This is a genomic window from Candidatus Epulonipiscium sp. (genome assembly GCA_012519205.1).
Taxonomy (GTDB): Bacteria; Bacillota; Clostridia; order Lachnospirales; family Defluviitaleaceae; genus JAAYQR01.
This window is the reverse complement of the sequence record JAAYQR010000020.1, coordinates 1-16,727: the sequence shown is the minus strand read 5'-3', so window position 1 is coordinate 16,727 and position 16,727 is coordinate 1. Positions and strand designations below refer to the sequence as shown.

The window sequence follows — 16,727 nt, the reverse complement described above, 5'->3', positions numbered from 1 at the left end:
ATTTCACCTTATCCGTTTATAATGTTATTTTGTATCGCCTAGGACAATAAAGTATATTTGGATTAGAATTTTATTATATTAATTTTAGTTAGTTTATGTTTTAGAAAGATAAATTATAAATATATATCTAAATAAAAATTTCTGCTATAAAATCAAATAACAACAGTAAATATGTCTAGTAAATTCATTATAGCCTATGAAGTCTGGGAAGGAAAAAATGCTGCTTAATGTGATATTATCAATAATTATTTAAAACCACAACATTATTCAGGGAAACTTTTTAAGGATCTATATTACACATGTTTGATCTCCTAGATAAAGATTAAGTTAATTTTCATTGTTCTATTGTAGTTTGGCTTATTACGGGGTATCATATAAAATGAAGATTTTATATATAAATCAGGAGGAATTATTATGGATATGCACTGGAGCCTTAAGGAATTATATTCTTCATTTGGTTCGGAACAATTTGAAAGTGATTTAGAAAAGGTTTTTGAACAAATTGAAAAAATTAAATTATGGGCATTGGATAATCTCGACACAACTGATAGCTCCGTTTCCAAGATAGAGGCTTTTATTAAAATGCAAATTGAATTCGGGAATACATACAGCCGTTTATATGAATATGCTTTCCTTACCATTAGCGTAGATGCGAAAAATGAAAAGGCACTACAAATAATTGAATCCTTAGAAAATATGATAACTGATCTTGCAGAACCTTCTGTAAGGTTTAAAAAATGGCTAAGTAGCCTCGAAAATTTGGGCACCCTAATACCCTGTTCGGATCTTTTAAAGGAACATACCTTTTATCTTAAAGAATTAATTTCTGAAAACAAATATTTATTAAATGACAGTGAAGAAGTAATTTTAGCAAAAATGAAGAATACCGGTTCAAAGTCTTGGGAAAAATTGCAAGAGCTTGTTTCATCTACTCTTCTTGTAGATATAACCTTAGATGGTATAGATAAAAAACTCCCACTTTCTATTGTAAGAAATATGGCCTATGAAAAAGATGCCGTTCTTAGAAAAACAGCCTATAAAGCTGAATTAAAATCCTATGAAAAGATTGCAGAATCCTCTGCTGCTGCCCTTAATGGAATAAAAGGAGAAGTCATTACAGAATGTAAATTAAGAGGTTATTCTTCTCCCCTTGAAATGACACTTATTCACTCTAGGATGGACAAAGAAACCCTCGATGTTATGTTTAGAGCCATCGAGGAGAGCTTACCTACCTTTAGGAGATATCTTAAAAAGAAGGCAAGTTTACTTGGATATAAAAATGGTCTTCCATTTTTTGATTTATTTGCTCCTATCGGGGAAACTGATATGAAATTTACCTATGAAGAAGCAAAAGATTTTATCATAAAAAACTTTACTAAATTTAATCCTTCTCTAGGTAGTTTTGCAAAAAATGCTTTTGAAAAAAATTGGATTGATGCTATGCCTAGAGATGGAAAAAGAGGTGGCGCCTTTTGCTCTAATATTCACTCTATAAGAGAAAGTAGAATTTTAAGCAACTTTACTGGAATGTTTAATGATGTAATAACCCTTGCCCATGAACTAGGCCATGGTTATCACGGAGAATGTCTGAAAAATGAAACTTACCTAAATAGTGATTACCCTATGCCTATTGCTGAAACTGCTTCTATCTTTGCAGAAACAATTATAATAAATGCTGCCCTTGAAGAGGCTTCTAAGGATGAGGCCCTAAGTATTTTAGAAAGCGATTTAATGAGTTCCACGCAAGTGATTGTGGACATATACAGCCGTTTCTTATTTGAAGACAGATTGTTCAAAATTAGAGAAAAAGCTTCCTTATCAGTAAAAGAATTGAATGAATTAATGCTTGATTCCCAGAGAAAAGCCTATGGTGAAGGGCTTGATAATAATTATCTCCACCCCTATATGTGGGTATGTAAGCCCCATTATTACTCTGCTGAGTATAATTACTACAACTTCCCTTATGCTTTCGGCCTTTTGTTTTCCAAGGGTCTCTACGCCCTTTATCTAGATAAAGGAGAGGAATTCATAAAGGATTTCGATATTTTACTAATGTCTACAGGGAAAAATAACTTAATTGATGTGTCAAAAAGGATGAATATCGACCTTCACTCCTTAGAGTTTTGGGAAAATTCTCTTGCATTAATAAAAAAAGATATAGATAAATTCATTAATATATAAAAGGGCGCAATATTGCGCTCTTTTATATATTAAAATCCGTTATTTTTTATGACTTTCCCATACCAGTACCCGCTCTTTTTTAATATTCTTTCTTTTGTTTTATAGTCAATATAAGTTATCCCAAACCGCTTACTATATCCATAGGTCCATTCGAAATTATCCATAAAAGACCATACATAATAGCCCTTAAGATTTACTCCATCATTTATAGCCTTATGCGCTTCTCTAAAATGCCTATACAGATAATCCAAACGATTATAATCATTTATCTTTCCCTCGTAATCAACTATATCATTAAATGCTGCCCCATTTTCCGTAATCATCAAGGGAATGCCCCCATACTCTTTATGAAGTCTTATTAATAAATCATAAAGGCCTTCTGGATATATTTCCCACCCCATTTCCGTTTTATCCCTACCGGTGGAAACTCTTTCTGCTTTCAATAAATTATTATTAGCATCAAACTTATTAACATGGGCAGAATAGTAATTTACTCCTAAAAAATCTATAGGTTGATAAATTTCTTCGAGGTCTTCTTGGGTAATCTGTGGTAATACCAAGTTATTAGAAACAAAAAGTTCAAGTATATCTTTGGGGTAATTTCCCTTTAAAAGGGGGTCTAAAAACCATCTGTTGGCAAATCCATCTTGATTTCTAGCAGCTTCGATATCATTTTCGTCATTAGAGTTAGAATACTCTGTAGATAAATTAAGGGTAATACCTATTTGACCTTTTAGACCCATCTTTCTATATAATTTTACAGTCCTTCCATGGGAAAGCATCAAATGATGTGAGACCAATAAAGCAGTGGAAATATCTTTTATTCCCGGAGCATGTACGCCAAACCCATAACCTAAAAAAGATACAACCCAGGGTTCATTATGGGTAATCCATATGGGAACACTTTGACCAAATTCTTCAAATATATAAGAAGCATATTCCACATAATAGTTTACTACTTCTCTGTTGGCCCATCCCCCGATATCTTGAAGTTTTTGTGGTAAATCCCAATGATATAAGGTTACTGCCGGTTTTATCCCATATTTATTCAACAAACTTATTAAATTTCTATAAAATTCAACCCCTTTTTCGTTTGGGTTTCCCCTCCCCTCAGGAAAAATCCTAGGCCACGAAATTGAGAAACGATAAGTCTGCACCCCCATTTCTTTTAAAAGTTTTACATCTTCTTCATATAAATGATAGTGGTCACAAGCAATATCCCCATTATGATCATCAAATATATTATCGTGTATATGGCTAAATCTATCCCATATTGATTCACCTTTACCACCCTCCTTGTAGGCCCCTTCTATCTGATAAGATGCAGTGGCAACCCCCCATAAAAAATCTTTAGGGAAAATATGTTTCAATTCCTTCATAATAATCTCCTCCTTCTGTATGTGAGCGCTCCCATATATCCTAAAAAATTATAGGTAGCGTGTAGAATCGCGAATTATTAATTCTGTTTGAAAAATTTTATTTTCTTCTACTTTGTTTTTATTGATTTGATTAATAAGTGCGGCAACTGCATATTCTGCCATTTGATTACGGGGCTGCCTGATAGTAGTAATAGCTGGCATATCCTTTAAAAACAAGCCACTTTGATTGATATCATCAAATCCTACAACGGAAATATCTTTAGGTATGGATATGTCTTTTTCTAAAGCTGCATGCATAAATCCTGCTGCGATATTATCACTGGCACAAAATATTGCTGTCATAGGACTAGCAGAAGCTAAAAGTTCTTTTCCACAATGATAACCATCTCTAAAAGAAAAGCTTCCCTGTTTGATAAGATTATGGTCTATATCTAACCCATAGTCACTTAGGGCTTGTTTGTATCCTTCAAATCTATCTAGGGCTTCAAAGGATTTCCTATCTCCTATAATATGTGCAATTTTTTTATGTCCCAGCTGTATAAGATGTCTAGTGGCGCTATATCCTCCTTGAAAATTATCAATATTTACATTAACTACCCCCGGGATATTTGTATTATGCTTATTAAATATGGATACAACAGGATATCCCCCATCAATAAAACGAATAAGATTACTTCTTTCTACTGTCTTTTCCCCTATAAAAATAATACCATCCACTTTTCCAAAAAGGATACTTAAATAGTTTACCTTAACTGTGTTCTTAGAGTTATGTTTACAAAATAGACTCCCATACCCCATTTTATCGGAACATGTATATATTGCATCAATGATAGGAGCATAAAAATTATCAGTTAAACCTGCAGCAACAACCCCTATAGCATTATTGGCTTGCATAGCCAATGCTCTAGCAGCAGAATTAGGGTTGTAATTTAATTTTTCGATTGTATTCATTACCTTTATTCTTGTTTCTTCTTTTACTTCTTTTCTACTATTAAGGACCCTAGAAACGGTGCTTCTAGATACCCCTGCTTCTTTAGCTACATCATAAATTGTAATCATTATTTCACCACTTCTTATATTCTTTTACATGGTACCATGTTTCGAGAGCGGTTTCAATATGTTATCTGCAAAAATTTCTATACTGTAAGGGACGCATACCATGCGTCAATCTTTTTATAACTTATTTCCACATTCACTACAAAACTTTGACCCACCTTCCACTTTGGCCCCACATCCCGAGCAGAACTTAGGAGTCGTTGATACGGCTTCTTCTACTTTTTCGCCACAGCTGGCACAAAATTTCATATTAGGGGTTAGGGGTTCATAACACTTCTTACAAACCGGACCTTTCTCAGTAGGAGTAGTATTTGTTGTGGCGTGGGTTTTTGCCATTTGTTTAGCCATTTCCATTCCCATACTTAGGCCCGCTCCGACTTGAAGAGTACTTCCTATGCCACCTCCAGGATTTTTTTCTAGGGAATCGACCATTCCTATATGTTGATATTTACCTAAATCTCCAACCATTTCATAGGAAGCATTTTTTTCTATCATTTTTTGAATTTTTTCGGGATAGTTAAAACTAGAAATAGCTAAATCCGTAATTGTTAGTCCTATTTTAACCATTTCCATATCCAAATCTGATTTGATACCTTTTGCAATGTCGTAGGCATTGGCTTGAAGGTTAAACATATTTTTACCTTCTTTTACAATCCACTTCATAAGTAGTTGATCTAAAAGAGTTAGGGTACGCTCCTTTATATCGTCTATAGTAAAACTTTGTTTGATTCCTGCTATTTTATCGATAAACATTATATAGTCATCTACCTTAACACTAAAGGTTCCAAAGCTCCTGATAGGAATTCCTCCCGGCATATTAGGAGCAGGAATATTAACTGGATTTTTGGTTCCCCAACGAACTAAGAACTCTTTAGTATTTACAAATATTACCTCTGCTCTTAGACCACTGTTAAACCCAAACTTAAAACCTCTTAAGGTACTTAAAAAGGGTATAATCTGTGTTTCAATTTCATAATTCCCCTCATCTTTGAATATACCTTCAATTTTACCATTGCATAAGAATATGGCATCTTGACCCGGTTTTATAATAAGTCTACTTCCTTTTTTAATTTCATTATTGTTCCATTTCCAAAATAAAACATCATCTCTAGTTTCATTCCACTCGATTACATTTAACAACTGTTTCCCAAATAGCGCCATAACTTAACCCCCTATATTTTATAGATTTTTATTAGAACTTTAAAGTAACTATTTAAAAATTGCCTCTTTCTATTTCATTAAGTTCTGCCATAGCTTCTGCTTCATCAAGTATACGAGTGGCATCTTTTTCCATATCTGTAAAAGTACCTGAATTTATATCATTTAGCTTTTCCTGTAATTTAGCTTTTTCTATTTTTATATCTATAGATGTTTTTCTTTCCCTTAAATCTTCTACTTTAGAAGTCAGAACTTCCTGAGATTGATTCATTTTTAATTGATTGCTTGCCATTCTTTCATAAGTAGTCTTTAGTGCCTTTTCTTTCTCCTCTAAATCTTCCTTTTTAGTAATATATATTAATGCCTCACTTTCGTTTCCTGATTGCCTTGTCTTTTCTATGTATGTTTCCATTTTTCGTTTTTCATTTGTACATTCGTCTAATTCTCTTTTTAACCTATTCCTTTCTACTTCAGTTTTTGAACTTTTAATTTTGATATTCGCTAAATCTTCTTCTATAGAATGAATAAGTTTTTGAACTTCTTTATTAACTTTTTTTTCTTTGTTTTCGCTTGAATTTGTAAGATTTGAAATCCTTTTTAAAATTGACATTTGTAAGCCCCCTAATCTATTTTTCATTATACATGAATTTTACTAACTTTATAATACTTTTTTATATCTTAATACTTATATATTCTATATCTTTATCCTACTAATTCCATCTCCATCCTGGGGAATACTTGTTTTTTAATTTATTATCTTTAATTTTACCCCAGCCCAAAGGATATCCATCAACGCAGACTAAATTCCACCCATCTTTTCCTTCTACTTGAAGAGTTTCACCTTTTAGATAACGAATTACATTTGAATCCTTTAGGGTTAAGTTGATTACATTTTTCACCTGCTCTTTTATAAGCCCCATTGCCATGGCTTGTGAAGGTTCAAAACGACCTTTTTTAAGGTTTCCAATTAACCAGCCTGACCTTACAACTCTTAGCCCTTTAAGATCTGGTACATGGTTTGGGAGCATATAAAGTCCATCCCCATGAATTTCAAACTCTCCCTCTAGTTTAACATTTATATTCTCATTTATAAAGTCATAAAAACTATATAATTCTTTCTTAGGTACTGTCCTCTTAGGTATAGAGGTTCCTCCTTGAAGAAGGCTTTCTCTTTTACGAAGCAGTACTAAAAAATGTCCTTCTCCCTTTAATTTATGAGGCCATAACCTAGCAGCGTCTTCTAGGGCATGTCTTGCTCCTATCCACTCCGGTCTTCCCCTATCAAATCCGTTTTTGTGGGGTATGGGTATTATCTCAAATTCTTCATGAGTCTTTAGAAACTCTTCTATAGTGCCCTCATTTTCCTCCGGAGAAAATGTACAGGTAGAATATAGCATATATCCCCCTGGCTTTAGCATTTTCGCAGCATGAGGTAGAATACTTCTTTGGATACCGCAACAAAACTCAATTCCATGGGTTTCCCAGCTTTTCACCGCTTCAGGTTCCTTCCTAAACATACCCTCTCCTGAACAAGGGGCATCAATTAGTATTTTATCAAAATATCCTATAAGCTTCTGCGATAGCCTTTCTGGTGTTTCATTAGTTATTATTACATTCTTTATTCCAAATAATTCGATGTTTTTGACCAATGCCTTAACCCTGCCTGCGCTGACATCATTAGAAAACAATACCCCCTCTCCCCCTAATTTAGCTGCGATATGGGTACTCTTTCCCCCTGGGGCTGCACATAAATCCAATACCTTATCTCCGGGATTAATATATAAGACTTCCCCTGGCGCCATAGCACTGGGCTCTTGGATATAATACAGCCCCGCATGATAGTATGGATGCTTTGCAGGCTTATCTGTTTCTAAATAGTAAAATCCTTCATTGCACCATGGAACAGGAGTTAATTTGAAATCCACCTGATGAACAAGATCTCCCGGTATTATTTTTAATGTATTTACCCTAAGCCCATAATATCTTTCATCACTAAATGACTGGATATATTCATCGAATTCATCTTTAAGGAGTGCTTTCATTTTTTCCCCAAACTTTTTTGGCAGATTCATATTCTATTTCTCCCTCTTATAATAAAAATTATTATAAATAGTTTCTCAAGTCTTGCTCTATATATTCATATTTAAGATAATCATAAGAAAAGCGTGCACAAAGGGCACGCTTAAAATCATCAAGAAAATAATTCAGTATCTATGAATTCAAAACCTATACCACTTTTTTCATCCTGCCATTTAACCTTTGTCTTAGTTACGAATTTTCCGCAAGCAAATTCAATGACTACATCTACGATTTGTTCTATTTCAAAACCCTTAACATAATCGATTCTAAATCCCCCCGCTGAAAGGTCTTGCATTGGATATGAAAAAGTATCATCTCCTATTTTAATTTTGATTTCCTCTTCATTAACAAAACGCAAAAACCTTCTTTTTTCATTGGTTTCCAACGTTTTCACACCCCTTTATTATAAATATGATAATAATGTAATCCTATAAATTTCCACCAATATCTTTATTTTATATTAATTTTCCCATTAATACAATATTATTTATTAAAAATCAGATTTTTTTAAAAACATACCAGGTATTTTTTCAAAAAAACTACATAAAACATTGTATATAAGCAATTAATCTTCAAAGTAAAGGAGACATCAAATGGCTACTGTAATGACTATAACTGAAATCAATATTATCACTGTGGATAAATCAGAAGAAACTTGGGTCATCGAAGGTGAAATAACTTTCGAAGAAGAATTAATAACTACTTTCCAGGCTACCTATAACCCTGAAATAGATGAGTTCGAAGAATTAGTCCTAGAAACTGATCCTAAGGATTATGATGAAGACGATTTAAAGGAAATGATTTTAAAATCTGTGGAAGAATATGATTAACTTTAAATAAAGTGCGCCTAGGACGCACTTTATTTAATTCTATCCAATTTTTACAGGTCTAAAGTCAATATAATCACTAGATACTAATATATATTCAACGCCATTCTTCCTTCCTTTTAATCCGGTATCAAAGGAACTCTGACCATGAAGATGACCATATATCACCTTTTCTACCTTATACTCTTCAAACAACTGAGTAAAGTCCGAAGGTTCTAAGTTTTCATTAGTAGGGGGATAATGCATCATTGTTATTATTTTTTTATTTGATTTGGTTGCTCCTTCCAGGGAAAGCCTTAACCTCTTTACTTCTCTTTCATATATCTTTTTATCATGGGTGGTAAAACTGGTATCATTAGGACATGTCCAGCCCCTACTTCCACAGACAATAAACCCTTCTACTTCAACAAAGTTATTCTGAATAAAGAACATATCCTCGTATAGGGTATTTAACTTAGTTATAGAATGCCACCAATAATCATGGTTGCCTTTAATAAATACCTTTTTCCCGGGCAAGTCATGAATCCATTCGAGATCAATTCTAGCTCCTTCTAATGTCATTGCCCAAGAAATATCCCCAGGAATTAAAACTGTATCCATTGTTTTAACGATATTTGACCAGTTTTTTTTGATTTTCGTCGAATGATTTTCCCAATTTTCTCCGAACTTATCCATGGGCTTATCAACAGAACCACTTAGGTGCAAATCACCTATCGCATACATTGCCATAGTCTCCCTCTTTCCTTAATCATTATCTCAATTTTAACTCTATCAAATATAAGATTCGCAAATAAAAATCGGATTATTGAAGTTATAATATTTACTAATCCAATTACTAAAAAAGTTACATCTATACTTTTTAATTCAAAACTTATATCATCAGCTACATTAACTTTTTTTATTTTTTTGTAAGAGTTTGTAGTTATAAAATAGGGGCCTTCTTTACAGATGAAAACCTTATGATTCTTCATCCTGAGGGTTCCAATTGACCTTATTATATTCCGCAAGACCCAAAATATTATAGGGGTTGACCCATACTTCTCCCTTAACAAAAGAAATATCAAGCATTATACCCAAATGAAGATGCACTGGAAAGTTTCCTACCGTTCCTGGTTCTTTCCCATATCCTGAATCTCCCATATATCCTATGCACTGCCCCGCCTTTATTTCCATTCCTTCCTTTATCGCATGGGAGAAGGAATCCAGGTGAGCATAGTAAAAGTAAGCACCACTAGGAGCACGAATTCCTACCCTCCATCCCCCTTTTTCGTTCCATCCCATTCTTTCTACAACTCCATCCGTCATGCTTACAATCGGGATATTTCCTCTACTGTTATTAATATCAATAACATCAGTCCCCAAATGCTTCCTAGGGCCCTTATAATCTCTGTTTGCTTCCCAAGAATCAGCATATATATATTGGGCTTCATTGGGTATAGGAAACACTCCTATATCCTTTAGCATTTGTTTATACATTAGATATAATCTTTTCATATCTTTCTTTTTATATTTTTTACCGATATTTTTTGTTTCTTCTATGCAAAATTTATATAATTCCTTCTCAGTGATAGAATTATCCTTAGATACAGTAAAATTATTCTTTAAGGAATATAAAGTGATGATTTCAATATAATCTTTATCTATCTGACTTGAAATCTGTTTAAGCTGATATAGGATATCTCCCGAAATATCAAATGCAGAAGCCCCCTCTACTAAAGTTGGTAGAACATCTTTGCTTTTTTCCGTACATTTTTTTAAAAGTAGTAATAATAGTAAAACTGTGCCCAAAATTATTAAATACCTAATATTTTGCTTTCTTCTTTTTTTATGTTTTCTTCTCTTCTTAATCTTATTTACCCCCCAATCCACTTGAAATAAGACAGAGCAATGGCTCTGTCTTATTATATGCTGGGGTAATCTGTATTCATGAATTCTTATGGATTTCTTATTAAAGCCTAAGGTTTTATTCTTTATCGTTGAAAAAATGTTTCACGGCTCTACCATTTAAATAGTTACATAATCGTCCTTGATACTTTCCTCTTTTTATCATTTCTTCTTCAATCTCGTCTCTAATTTTCCACCAGCTCATATTCCAGTTTACGAACAAGGTATTCTCCTTTGGAGCCCTTCCTATAAGCCTTTGAACTACAATGTTAGAATCGAGATGCTCTAAAAAGTTTATAACTCTTTTCTTATATTCTTGAACAGATATCATATCAAATTCTTTGTTTTTAAACTGTCTGCCCATCTTGGTATTTTCTATAATATATAAAGAATGAAGTTTTACTTGTTCTATGGATAGAGCAGAAAGGACTTTGGCACTTTCTACCACATCCCTATCGTTATCCCAGGGTAGGTTTAGTATCAAATGAGTGCAAATTTCAAATCCATATTTTTTAATCCTAAGGACTGCATCAATAAATTCCCCTAATGTATGGCCCCTATTAATTTTATATAGGGAATGATAATTAGTAGTCTGAAGGCCTAATTCAATTGCGATATCAATGCCCTTTTCATCTTGCATTTGCTTTAGAAATTCTAGATATTCATCCCTTATGCAATCAGGTCTTGTCGAAATTGCAATCTGTACCACATCTTTGATTATTGCTTCTTCTATGACAGTTTCGAAATCTTCTAGGGGCATATAGGTATTGCTAAAGTTTTGAAAATAAACAATAAACTTATTTGCATTATATTTTTTGCCAATATACTCTTTGTTTTTTGAAATCTGGTCTCGAACTGATATTTGGTTTGATAGATTTTCAAATCCTGCTCCTTTTTCACCACAAAAAGTACATCCTCCACAACCTGCTACACCTTCCCTATTGGGACATGTTATTGGTAAGTTTATAGGAAGTTTATAAACCTTCTCGCCATACCTTTCCTTTAAATAATCTGAATATCTTCTATATAAATTGTTTTTATTTACCATCTTATCCTCCAAAAATTCTAGAACCTTCCTCCCCCACCGCCATGACTTCTTCCACTACTTCCGCTATGAACGCTACTTTTATTGCCTGAACTACTTTCAATCCGTGTTTTTGTGGTAAATTGTCTTATATAATAATCCCCGCTATTGGAAAGGGCGAAGGAATTTTTCCCCTCATAGGTCTGATGGTTGATTGTGGTCTTACCTTTACTAGAAAATGAAACAACGATCGTAGCAATAAGTGAAATAACTACGGCAATTGCATAGGTTACTGGCAATGTAAGAAGTCTTTTTACCCTATACAAATAGGGGATGCTTTTATTTTCAACAGATTCTTGGTATTGTCCTATAGGAATACCCTCTTTTGCGTAGTATCTAATATCGCTGACAAATGCTTGAGCGGCTTTGTAGTATTTTCCCTCAGAAAGAAGAGGAGTTATATTATTTATCATATCTTGGATTCTGCCATCGGTAAAAATGTCGATAGCTTTACCTGTAGTAGATATGTGCATTTTTCTTTCTCCCATATTAACTAACAAGAGTAAGCCTGAATAATCACTGCCAATTCCATAATCATTATTATCATAATAATCATCTGCAAAGGCTTGTGATGTTTTTCCTTTTGTATCATCGGTAATGACAATGACAGTATCTAGCTCGTATTCCTTAGCAACATCATCAATGGATTGTTGCAAGTCCTTTATCTCTTCCTGATTAAGATAATCTAAAAAATCAATCACATTACTGGTTATATCTGCTTTTACCTGAACGTTTCCCATAGTAATAATAATCGAAAAAACAAATAATAAGATTCCTATTTTTCTAAACAAATAAGGCACCCCCAAAAATGGTAATTATTAAAGTCAGGATAAAAACAGCCCCAGCAAAGCCGATTTGCCCTAATAAACTTACAGGAGTTTCCCCCACGACCTTACCTGTCTGACCATTAATTATAAACATATGGTCCTTATCTTTATATCTGTTATTAAGTAAATAAATAGGTAGCATTGCATACTCATGAGAAGTGTTTGATATACTTACGCTTTTATTCTGAACTGTAAAGGAAGAATAGCCATTTACTGTTCCTCTTAATCTGTCTTCAAAATATCTTTCCACTCTCTTTTTCATAGTTAATTCTGCTTCAGGGGAATCAACATCATATTTCTCAGCCATAAATCCGGACATGTATTTCATGGAAAAGTCAAGTAGACCACCATAATTATAGGGCTCAATCAGATGCATAAATTTATCATCTAACTTTTTGGAACCATCAACAGGAACCCTACTATAGCCCGCCCTTCCTTCTCGAACAACCCTATAATATTTTGTTTGTGTATACCTATACTTTCCATCGCTCCAGGAACTTACCCTAGTCCCTTCACCTTCAATCATCCCATGGGTTTTACAGTCAAATAACCAGAAGGGGGCATATATTCCCGTTATCTTTTCTATCTCTTCTTTTTTCTTAAACTCCTTAGGAGCAAGTATGCGTTTTTTTATCCATTTCTTGTATATGTCTGCCGCTTGTTCCTTGGTCAATCTAAAGGGAAGCACACTTTTCGGCTTAAACTTCCCTGAAATTCTTGACTTTATGATATTGTGATTCCTACAATATAGGCAAAATGTAGCCGATGTAGTACTATCTGCAATTAACTCGGCGCCACAGCTAGGACAACGGTAAGAATCTAACTCTTCCATATCCTCATTTAAGGTTTCCTCTTTTGGTAAAGTAGTATTTAACTCTCCTTTGTTAAATTCTGTGAGACAATAGCTACATTTCCAATTCTGAGTAATAGGGTTAAATTCTAATCCCGCCCCACAACTGGGGCATTTATGGTCTTTTATAGTATCCATAGGCATTCTCCTTTTTTACAAACTCATCTATATTTTAACTTATATATATTAGAATACAAGTAAAATTTAAAAAAACAATATCAGCGGAGACATTTTATAAATAATATGCCGCCGCTGATTTAATAATAATGGGTTTTCTATTTAATTTAAGCACTGTTATCTTCCTATTATAAAAGTTTTTTATTCTTTAACCGATCCTGCTACCATTCCGCCTATAATATATTTAGAGCCTATTGCAAAAACTATCATTATCGGAATAATCGAAAGGGCAATTACTCCGTATACTGCTCCTAAATCATTTCTATAAAACCCTCGAACATTTTGCATAATAATAGGTATAGTATACATTTCCTTTTCCGTAAATACCACAGACGCCTGTATTAGGTTATTCCAAACTGATATAAAGTTTAGAATACACATTGCGGCTATCGAAGGTATAGATATAGGCAATACGATTCTGTTAAAAATATGGAATTCACTACAGCCATCGATTTTTGCTGATTCGATTATTGAATCAGGTATTGCCGAGTCCATATACATTTTTACAAAAAACACCAGGTTCGCCATAGCTGAATTGGGTAAAATCAAAGCTAAATGATTATTTATTAACCCTAGAGAATTACAAACTTGATAATATCCAATAAGGCCTAGTTGAGCAGGAAACATCATAGAACCAATTACTACCCAAAATAATACTTTATTCCCTGGAAAATGATATTTTGAAAATCCATATGCTGTCAATGCACCTATATATCCCCCAATGATTGTAGTGGATACTGCTACGATTAAACTGTTTTTAAACCCGTTTATAACATTTTGTCCCCTTTGTGCTCTTAAAATATTCGAAATAAATGCATTACCAGGTAATAAGTTAAGTTTTGTACTTATCTCTAAACTTGTATGGGATGCATTAATGATCATTATATAGAATGGAAAAAAAGTAATTACCGCTAGGATGATTAAGCCAATATATAAGAAAACCCTGCCAACACTTATTTTTTTCTTTCCTAAATTACTTTCCGGTAAAACTATTTCCCTAGTTAATCTAACATTATTATCCGACATTATAATCACCTTTTTCTATCCTTGTTGTGTGTTTTTCATTAACATGTTATATGCGACAGAAACAAATAACATAACCATTATAAATAACCCCATAGCAATTGTTGCTGCATAACCTACATTGTAATTTCTAAATCCTAAATTATACAAATGCATAACCATAGTTAATGTAGATGACTGAGGTGCCCCTGCTGGAGAGACTACTGCTGCAACGTCATACATTGTTAATCCACCAATAATTGATGTTACTATATTGTAAGTTATTGTAGGTTTTAAGCAAGGAAGTGTGATGTATTGAAATGCTTGCCACTTATTAGTTCCATCCACTACTCCTGCTTCATAATATTCAATGGGTATTGCTTTAATTCCTGCCATAAATATAACCATAGTATAACCAAACCACATCCAACACAATGTTATGGAGATTGTAAGTCTAGCAATTGTTATTTTTTCAAGCCACTGAATTTGTTCTTGAATAATTCCTATACTCATTAGCATCTGGTTGAGTATCCCTGTTTTCCAATCCATGATAAAAAATACTAAATTACCTACTGAAGCCATTGTAACTAATACTGGTAAAAAATAAATCCATCTAAAGAATCCTTTTCCTTTTATATTTGTATTAGATAAAATAGCAGCTAAACCAAGGGATAAAACCAGTTGCGGAATAAAACTAATTCCCCAGATAACCCAAGTATTGATGATACTTTTTATAAATAATTTATCTTTAAATAAGAAAATATAGTTTTTCATTCCTATAAATTCAGGCGCTACAATACTTCCATCCCATTTATGAAAACTCAAAAAAACTGAATATCCTATGGGATAAATGATAAATATACTTAAAAGGATGAAGAAAGGCAAAATAAACATAATACCATAATACTTTCTCCTGCTGATAGTAGAACTTTTATTCGAGCGCATCAATTATCCTCCTTAGAATCTATGCCTTATTAGACAAATCTAATAAGGCATAGATAATCTTAAAGAATTACAACTTAGATATATTATTCAAAAGCAATATCTTCCCCTTGCAATTGAGATTGTAATGTTTCTTTAAATTGTACAAACATTTCATCCTTGCTGATTTCTCCTGCAAGATATGAATTCATGCAGTTTAAAAATGCTGTTTTTATGGTATCGTCATATTGAGTAATGATACTACCATCAATCTTATCTGCAACATCACCATAAACTTGGTAAATGTTTTGGTTTACAACTTTATTAATAAAGCCGTTATCTGCCTTAAATTTATCAATCATCTTTGTATTACTTACAAAGTCCCCTGCTTCTGCAAGTTCTGCTAAGTAATCTTCGTTACCAGTAATAAATTTGATGAATTCCCAAGCTAATTCTGGGTTCTTAGCATTTTGAGAAATACCAAACCATGTTCCACCTTCATAATATGGGATAGGTGTTGTTATTGCCCATCTTCCGCCGGTTCCGCTTTCTGGATGATCATCGCTTGTCATAACCATGATATCGTCGGATTCACGGCAGTCAATAATCCATTGTATTCCCCAAGTTGGAACTGCGTAGCACATATGTATGTCATCTTGAATAGAGTTTGCCCAAGCCTCTTGCCATTGTGGAAGTCCACCTTCAAGATTTTCTTTACGTAATACTTCAGCTATATCAAGGAATTCATAAATTCTTTCGTCTATAACGAACTTTCCGTTTTCAACCCATCCTTTTTGACGAGAACCAACGTAGATTTTAAATAATTCTTCAGTACCAACCCAAAGTTTAGCTTTTCCACCACTTGCATCTTTAAGTTTACGTCCTGTTTCAAGCATGTTTTCAGGTTTTAACATTTCTCCTACTTCTGCAGGATCATCGGTTCCAAGGTATTGCTTAGCCATTTCTCTTTTATAAGCAATAGCACCTGCTGCTGCTTGGTGAGATAAAGCTACTAATTCTCCGTCATTATTTGTACCGATTCCTGCTACAAAAGGTACTACATTAGATACAACATCGTTAACTCCATCGAAACTAGATAAGGACATGTATCCACCAGGCATATTTACAAAACGTTTTACAAAAGCATTTTCTGCTGCATAAACATCAGGTAAATCTTGGTGTTAGTATATAACTATGGACACGGAAAGTTGAACATTCTATAATATAACAAAGGAGTGTTCAATCATGGCAAAAAAGCAAAAATCCTATACACCAGAATTCAAGCAGCAGATTGTAGACCTG

16 protein-coding genes are annotated in these 16,727 nt (G+C 33.5%); 2 read left to right on the top strand and 14 right to left on the bottom strand.

Going from position 1 to position 16,727, the window contains the following annotated elements; translation table 11 throughout:
* Positions 1-414 precede the first annotated feature (414 nt).
* Entirely contained in the window at positions 415-2,181 is a 1,767-nt protein-coding gene (locus tag GX308_06395; GenBank protein NLK21703.1) for a M3 family oligoendopeptidase, read from the top strand.
* A 29-nt stretch (positions 2,182-2,210) separates the two neighbouring features.
* Here GX308_06395 and GX308_06390 read toward each other — a convergent pair whose 3' ends face one another.
* From GX308_06390 to GX308_06365, 6 genes are all read right to left on the bottom strand, one after another.
* Entirely contained in the window at positions 2,211-3,560 is a 1,350-nt protein-coding gene (locus tag GX308_06390) for a beta-glucosidase (GenBank protein NLK21702.1), read from the bottom strand.
* A 48-nt stretch (positions 3,561-3,608) separates the two neighbouring features.
* On the bottom strand, positions 3,609-4,619 hold the full coding sequence (locus GX308_06385) for a LacI family transcriptional regulator (GenBank protein NLK21701.1): 1,011 nt from the start codon (positions 4,617-4,619) through the stop codon (positions 3,609-3,611).
* Positions 4,620-4,733: 114 nt separating this feature from the next.
* A complete protein-coding gene (locus GX308_06380) occupies positions 4,734-5,777 on the bottom strand; it encodes a hypothetical protein (GenBank protein ID NLK21700.1) in 1,044 nt (347 codons plus the stop codon).
* A 52-nt stretch (positions 5,778-5,829) separates the two neighbouring features.
* Positions 5,830-6,384 carry a hypothetical protein gene (locus GX308_06375; protein ID NLK21699.1) on the bottom strand — a complete coding sequence of 185 codons (555 nt, stop codon included), beginning with the start codon at positions 6,382-6,384 and terminating at the stop codon, positions 5,830-5,832.
* A 100-nt stretch (positions 6,385-6,484) separates the two neighbouring features.
* Complete coding sequence (locus tag GX308_06370; GenBank protein NLK21698.1) at positions 6,485-7,846, bottom strand: NOL1/NOP2/sun family putative RNA methylase; 1,362 nt, start codon at positions 7,844-7,846, stop codon at positions 6,485-6,487.
* Between the two features lie 119 nt (positions 7,847-7,965).
* Positions 7,966-8,247, bottom strand: a complete 282-nt coding sequence (locus GX308_06365; protein NLK21697.1) for a PilZ domain-containing protein — start codon at positions 8,245-8,247, stop codon at positions 7,966-7,968.
* 199 nt (positions 8,248-8,446) lie between these two features.
* Here GX308_06365 and GX308_06360 point away from each other — a divergent pair, with 199 nt between their 5' ends.
* Complete coding sequence (locus GX308_06360) at positions 8,447-8,683, top strand: hypothetical protein (GenBank protein ID NLK21696.1); 237 nt, start codon at positions 8,447-8,449, stop codon at positions 8,681-8,683.
* A gap of 39 nt (positions 8,684-8,722) precedes the next feature.
* Here the strand turns inward: GX308_06360 and GX308_06355 are convergent, their stop codons facing one another.
* The 8 genes from GX308_06355 to GX308_06320 all read right to left on the bottom strand — a co-directional run bounded on the left by GX308_06355 (position 8,723) and on the right by GX308_06320 (position 16,531).
* On the bottom strand, positions 8,723-9,409 hold the full coding sequence (locus tag GX308_06355; protein ID NLK21695.1) for a serine/threonine protein phosphatase: 687 nt from the start codon (positions 9,407-9,409) through the stop codon (positions 8,723-8,725).
* Between the two features lie 228 nt (positions 9,410-9,637).
* Positions 9,638-10,174: a M23 family metallopeptidase gene (locus GX308_06350; GenBank protein ID NLK21694.1), complete on the bottom strand. Its 537-nt coding sequence runs from the start codon at positions 10,172-10,174 to the stop codon at positions 9,638-9,640.
* 469 nt (positions 10,175-10,643) lie between these two features.
* Positions 10,644-11,612, bottom strand: a complete 969-nt coding sequence (locus GX308_06345) for a TIGR01212 family radical SAM protein (protein ID NLK21693.1) — start codon at positions 11,610-11,612, stop codon at positions 10,644-10,646.
* A 17-nt stretch (positions 11,613-11,629) separates the two neighbouring features.
* A complete protein-coding gene (locus GX308_06340) occupies positions 11,630-12,439 on the bottom strand; it encodes a TPM domain-containing protein (GenBank protein ID NLK21692.1) in 810 nt (269 codons plus the stop codon).
* Entirely contained in the window at positions 12,432-13,463 is a 1,032-nt protein-coding gene (locus GX308_06335) for a zinc ribbon domain-containing protein (GenBank protein NLK21691.1), read from the bottom strand. Before GX308_06335 ends, GX308_06340 begins: the two co-directional genes overlap by 8 nt.
* 180 nt (positions 13,464-13,643) lie before the next feature.
* On the bottom strand, positions 13,644-14,528 hold the full coding sequence (locus GX308_06330; protein NLK21690.1) for a carbohydrate ABC transporter permease: 885 nt from the start codon (positions 14,526-14,528) through the stop codon (positions 13,644-13,646).
* Between the two features lie 15 nt (positions 14,529-14,543).
* Positions 14,544-15,449, bottom strand: coding sequence for a sugar ABC transporter permease (locus GX308_06325; protein ID NLK21689.1), 906 nt, complete (start codon positions 15,447-15,449; stop codon positions 14,544-14,546).
* An 83-nt stretch (positions 15,450-15,532) separates the two neighbouring features.
* Complete coding sequence (locus GX308_06320; protein ID NLK21688.1) at positions 15,533-16,531, bottom strand: extracellular solute-binding protein; 999 nt, start codon at positions 16,529-16,531, stop codon at positions 15,533-15,535.
* Positions 16,532-16,727 lie beyond the last annotated feature (196 nt).

Coding starts and splice junctions, on each gene's coding strand:
- GX308_06395 (NLK21703.1), top strand. CDS start 415: ATGGATATGCACTGGAGCCTTAAGGAATTATATTCTTCATTTGGTTCG.
- GX308_06390 (NLK21702.1), bottom strand. CDS start 3,560: ATGAAGGAATTGAAACATATTTTCCCTAAAGATTTTTTATGGGGGGTT.
- GX308_06385 (NLK21701.1), bottom strand. CDS start 4,619: ATGATTACAATTTATGATGTAGCTAAAGAAGCAGGGGTATCTAGAAGC.
- GX308_06380 (NLK21700.1), bottom strand. CDS start 5,777: ATGGCGCTATTTGGGAAACAGTTGTTAAATGTAATCGAGTGGAATGAA.
- GX308_06375 (NLK21699.1), bottom strand. CDS start 6,384: ATGTCAATTTTAAAAAGGATTTCAAATCTTACAAATTCAAGCGAAAAC.
- GX308_06370 (NLK21698.1), bottom strand. CDS start 7,846: ATGAATCTGCCAAAAAAGTTTGGGGAAAAAATGAAAGCACTCCTTAAA.
- GX308_06360 (NLK21696.1), top strand. CDS start 8,447: ATGGCTACTGTAATGACTATAACTGAAATCAATATTATCACTGTGGAT.
- GX308_06355 (NLK21695.1), bottom strand. CDS start 9,409: ATGGCAATGTATGCGATAGGTGATTTGCACCTAAGTGGTTCTGTTGAT.
- GX308_06350 (NLK21694.1), bottom strand. CDS start 10,174: ATGAAAAGATTATATCTAATGTATAAACAAATGCTAAAGGATATAGGA.
- GX308_06345 (NLK21693.1), bottom strand. CDS start 11,612: ATGGTAAATAAAAACAATTTATATAGAAGATATTCAGATTATTTAAAG.
- GX308_06335 (NLK21691.1), bottom strand. CDS start 13,463: ATGGATACTATAAAAGACCATAAATGCCCCAGTTGTGGGGCGGGATTA.
- GX308_06330 (NLK21690.1), bottom strand. CDS start 14,528: ATGTCGGATAATAATGTTAGATTAACTAGGGAAATAGTTTTACCGGAA.
- GX308_06325 (NLK21689.1), bottom strand. CDS start 15,449: ATGCGCTCGAATAAAAGTTCTACTATCAGCAGGAGAAAGTATTATGGT.
- GX308_06320 (NLK21688.1), bottom strand. CDS start 16,531: ATGTCCTTATCTAGTTTCGATGGAGTTAACGATGTTGTATCTAATGTA.